Raw genomic sequence first — 4355 nt, 5'->3', positions numbered from 1 at the left:
GCAGCGCCCACGTTGGTCAGCGTGACCTCATACTGCAGCGTGGCGTAGACCAGCGAGAGGCGCACCGCGATCGGTGTGAAGGCAACGGACAGTTGCAGCGCCTCGTCCAAACCAGCCGTGACCGGCTGGGCAACGGGCGCGCGCGGTGGCGCCGGGGGTGGGGCGGCTGCAGGCGTGGGCGCTGCCGCAGTTTTGTTTAAGACCGGCCTGGGCTGGCGTGGCGGGACGATTGTCGGCACCGGCACCGGCTCTGCAAAAGGCTCTTCAATCAAGTCCGGTTGGCGACGCCGCCGCATCCAGAACGCACCGCCCGCCAGCGCGGCGACACCAGCCAGGCCCGCGACCCACCATGGGAACGCACCGTCGCTGTCGCTTTTGGCCGGAGCCTGGATCAGTGGCGCATCATCGGCATTGCTGCTTGGCAAGACCGGCGGCGGGGTGGCGATCGTGGGCGCTGGGGCGGCATCAGGGGTATCCGATGGCAGCGCCGATCCGATTGCCGGCGCCGCCTCACTCTGCCGAGCTTCCGGAGTCGGGCTGGCCTGCTGGCGCGGCGAGCGGGGCGCATCCTCGGTTCGCGCGGGCTGACGGGACGGGGCCGGGCTCGCCGTGACGGGCGGCAGGTTGATCTGGGGTGCCGAGGGCGTGGGGGTGACCGGCCGCACCGGGGAACTGTTGGACGGCGGCGCGTAAGGGTTGTCCGGATCGACCGGCCCCTGGGCGCGGGGGGCACTGGTCTGTCCCGCTTCAGGCAGGCGGTAGGAGGTCACGGCGCCGCTGTCCTGCGCCATCGCAGGCAACGCGACGATGCAGGCGAATGCGATCGCCGCCGATCCCTTTAGCGCCGTCGTCGTCAGCGCCGTCTTTAGCGAAGGTCTGCCGATCGCGGCCCGCATGCACATCCACTCCGTCCCAAACCGCTGCCCACCATGCGCGTCGACGCGGCTGCATGGGGGCGACTGAACATCGACTTAATCTGTCCGGCATGCACGGCAGGTTGCCAGCACGCCGGGTTGGCGGCATTGGCATACAGATGAGCGAACTGCCAGTCTCCCCCATTCATCTGGGCCAACAAAGCGCCCTTCCGTCGTCGCCTGAAGACGCCCGGCTGGACTATGTGCCCAATCCGCGTGTCGGCTCGCTGTATCTGGTGCGGTTTGCTGCGCCGGAATTCACATCTCTGTGCCCGGTGACGGGCCAACCCGATTTTGCGCATCTGGTGATCGATTATGCGCCGGGGGAGACGATCGTCGAATCCAAGAGCCTCAAGCTGTTCCTGGGATCGTTCCGCAACCACAGCGGCTTTCACGAGGATGTGACGGTCGGTATTGGCCAGCGGCTGTTCGACGAAATGAAGCCCATCTGGCTGCGCATCGGCGGATACTGGTATCCGCGTGGCGGTATCCCGATCGACGTTTTCTGGCAGTCAAGCGCTGCGCCGCACGGCCTTTGGGTGCCGGAGCAGGGCGTGCAATCCTATCGCGGACGCGGCTGAGGCTTACTCTGCGGCGTCCGCCATGGTGAAGCCGGCTTTGCGGATGTTGACGGGACCATGGCCGATCCGGGCCAGTTGCGAACGCGTCATACACTGGGCGAGGATGCTGGGGTAATCGGCTTCCATTGCCGCTTCGCTATCCAGCGCCGTACGCTGCGCGGCCAGACATTCGACGCGGCTCTCGTAAGTTTGCTCTGTCGAACCCAGACGCTGGCATGCGGAGCCATCGTCGGTGCAGCCAAACAAGGCGAGTGCAAACAGCATTCCGCTCATCGAAGATCCCTTTCGATAAGCTCAACGCGCTCAGCCCGATTAGTATCCCGAGTTATCCACAGCTTAAAAAGTTATACAAACAAGGGCTTGGTTAACGCGACCCATCGTTGTCGTCCTCAAGCGAGAGTGGATAGATCGAGTTCCGACAGCAGGGACAGGCGCGCGGCTTTGACCGCCTGCCAGAGGGAAGGGCGGGCAAGATCGTCGGGCGCTATTTCCTCCGGCCAATGGCGTGTAACGACACGCTCTACCTGGGCGATGCGATCGGCGGAGGCGAGGAAGCGCGGGTCGACGGTGGTTGGATCGACCACGACGCGCAGGCGGAGGCACGCCGGGCCGCCGCCGTTCGCCATGGATTCGCGCAAGTCCGCCACGTGCAGTGCGCGGATCGGTCCGTTCCCGGCGACAAGTTGCTGCAGCCACGCCCACACCGCGCCGTTCTCCCGCGCTTCTCCGGGCAGGATCAGGGCCATGCCGCCGTCGGGCAGCGTCACCAGTTGCGCGTTGAAAAGATAGGACGCGATCGCCTGTTCCAGACTGACAGCGGCGGCGGGCACTTCGACGATGACCAGTTCGGGCAGCCTGGCACGCAGCTGGGCATAGAGGGCGGCGGGATCGGCGAAGGCCTGTTCATGCGTGAACAGCACCATCTCGTTGGCGACGGCCACGACATCGTTGTGAAAGGCGCCCGCCGCGATCGCTTCTTCGGATTGCTCTGCAAGGATCGTCCGCTCCGGGTCCAGACCGTGGCGCCGGGCAACGACAGCGCTGGCCTCGCGATGCTGGCGGACGGGGAAGGGGCCGCCCGATCGGCCATAGACGAACACCTCGATGCCTGCCGAACCGTGACTGGCGCAAAGACGCATGTGGTTGGCCGCGCCCTCGTCTCCGAAAGGCGGCGGTACCGGCTCATGGACGGCAAAGTGCGCGGTGTCGGCAAAGGCCAACCGCAACTGCGCCAGGGTGCCGGGCCATTCATGGCTACGGTGCGGCATCGTGACGAGATTGGCGGCAGTCAGGTGGCAACGGCCATCCCGGGTATCGGGCGCGGGGCTGACCGTGGCGGCGTTCGCGGCCCACATTGCCGACGCCGACATCGCGGCATATCGCAGCCCGGCGTCGGCTTGTTCCATGCCCCGATCCTGACCGAAGCCCAGGCGCGACAGCCAGGCCTCGTCCGGTCGATCATGAGGCATGAACCACCCTTGCGTCAGCCCCATGGACAAATTGAGCCGCATCTTGGCCAGCCCTTGCAGCGCCGCGTCGCGCGGGCGCGATACCCGGCCCGAGTTACGCGCGGACGCCAGGTTGCCCAGGCTGAGCCCGGCATAGTTGTGGCTGGGGCCGACGATCCCGTCGAAGTTGATTTCGGTCAGCATGAGGTGCGATCCAAAGGCATTGAGCGAACTGCCGGCTGGTCAGGCCGGGGCGTGGCTGATGGTGTCGCCAACCTGAACTCTCAGCAAGTCGGCAGCCTCGCCATCGATGATGACGCCGCCGGCGACACGCGAGACATGGCCCAGGCAGGCCCGGAATTGTCCCAGGCGGCCGCACGAAATGAGTTGTTCTTCGCCCACCTCGCCCTCGCCGATGGCGACGATCTGCGCATCTCTTGCTTCGACGATCGTGCGGATGCGATCCGTTTGCGCGATCATCGAAGGGCCGCCATCAAAGATGTCGACATAGTTCTGGTACGAGAAGCCCTCGTTCTCCAGCATGCGCATGGCGGGGCGGCCGGAGTAGTGCGGCTGGCCCATCACTTGCCGCGCGCTTTCCGGCAGCAGCGCGGTATAGATCGGGTGCTTGGGCATGAGATCGGCGATGAACTGGTTGCCCTTGCGCGCGTTGAATTCGTCGGCATCGCGAAAGCTCATGTCGAAGAAGCGTCCGGCAAGACCGTCCCAGAACGGTGAGTTGCCGGCGTCGTCGATCGCGCCGCGCAGTTCGGCCAAGGTCCGGTCGGCAAAGCGCTGGCGGTGCGCCCGGATGAACAGATAGCGGCTGCGGGCGAGCAGCTTGCCTACGCCGGCCGACCGTTCGGTAGGATCGAGGTAGAGGCCGCCCACCTCGCTCGACCCATCAAGATCGGTGCAAAGGGTCAGCATTTCGGCGCGGAAGGTGCGGTCCAGCTCCTTGGAGTGCTGGGTGATGCGGCCGATGCGGTAGGAGTAGAACGGAAGCAGCGTGCCGGTTTGCGACATGATCTGGCACGTGCCGCGTGTCTTGCCGCTGGCAGTGTCTTCCAGAATGAACACGAACAGGTCATCCGCCAGGGCATCGTCTTCCCGGCTGAAGCTTTCCGCCGTCCGCTTCAGCTTGGCGTCCAGCGTTGGCTTGTCGGGGGGCAGGTTGGTGAAGCCGCCGCCGGTGCCCTTGGCCATGCGATACAGCGCGGCCAGATCATCCTCATGCGCGGTGCGGACCAGGAACGTCATGCGGGCAGCCCTTTGCGATCGAGGCGATGCATGACCAGCGCGGTCAGCTTCGCGCGCATGTCCAGCGAGGAGGCGATCAGGAATTCGTCCGGAGAGTGGATCGCGCCGCCGCAGGCACCCATCGTATCGATTACGGGCACGCCGCAGGCCGC

Annotated in this window: 4 protein-coding genes and 1 pseudogene; 1 reads left to right on the top strand and 4 read right to left on the bottom strand. The window is 65.7% G+C overall.

Annotation, left to right across the window (positions count from 1 at the left end):
* Positions 1-896 (bottom strand): annotated as a pseudogene (locus ACHWRX_RS06905) (hypothetical protein); the annotation flags it as partial.
* Between the two features lie 137 nt (positions 897-1033).
* On the opposite strand from ACHWRX_RS06905, the gene queF reads away from it, so the two are divergent.
* Positions 1034-1495 (top strand): preQ(1) synthase, encoded by a 462-nt coding sequence (queF, locus tag ACHWRX_RS06900; protein WP_394658636.1) that lies wholly within the window; start codon positions 1034-1036, stop codon positions 1493-1495.
* A gap of 3 nt (positions 1496-1498) precedes the next feature.
* On the opposite strand, the gene ACHWRX_RS06895 is transcribed toward queF, so the two are convergent.
* The 3 genes from ACHWRX_RS06895 to ACHWRX_RS06885 form a co-directional block, all read right to left on the bottom strand.
* Positions 1499-1768: a hypothetical protein gene (locus ACHWRX_RS06895; protein WP_058736081.1), complete on the bottom strand. Its 270-nt coding sequence runs from the start codon at positions 1766-1768 to the stop codon at positions 1499-1501.
* Between the two features lie 116 nt (positions 1769-1884).
* Positions 1885-3147: an N-succinylarginine dihydrolase gene (locus tag ACHWRX_RS06890; protein WP_394658635.1), complete on the bottom strand. Its 1263-nt coding sequence runs from the start codon at positions 3145-3147 to the stop codon at positions 1885-1887.
* Between the two features lie 39 nt (positions 3148-3186).
* Complete coding sequence (locus tag ACHWRX_RS06885; protein ID WP_394658634.1) at positions 3187-4203, bottom strand: arginine N-succinyltransferase; 1017 nt, start codon at positions 4201-4203, stop codon at positions 3187-3189.
* Between the last annotated feature and the right edge of the window lie 152 nt (positions 4204-4355).

The sequence above is a fragment of the uncultured Novosphingobium sp. genome, from assembly GCF_964277725.1.
In the GTDB taxonomy this organism is placed as follows: Bacteria; Pseudomonadota; Alphaproteobacteria; order Sphingomonadales; family Sphingomonadaceae; genus Novosphingobium; species Novosphingobium fluoreni.
This window is presented reverse-complemented; position numbering and strand designations above follow the sequence as displayed.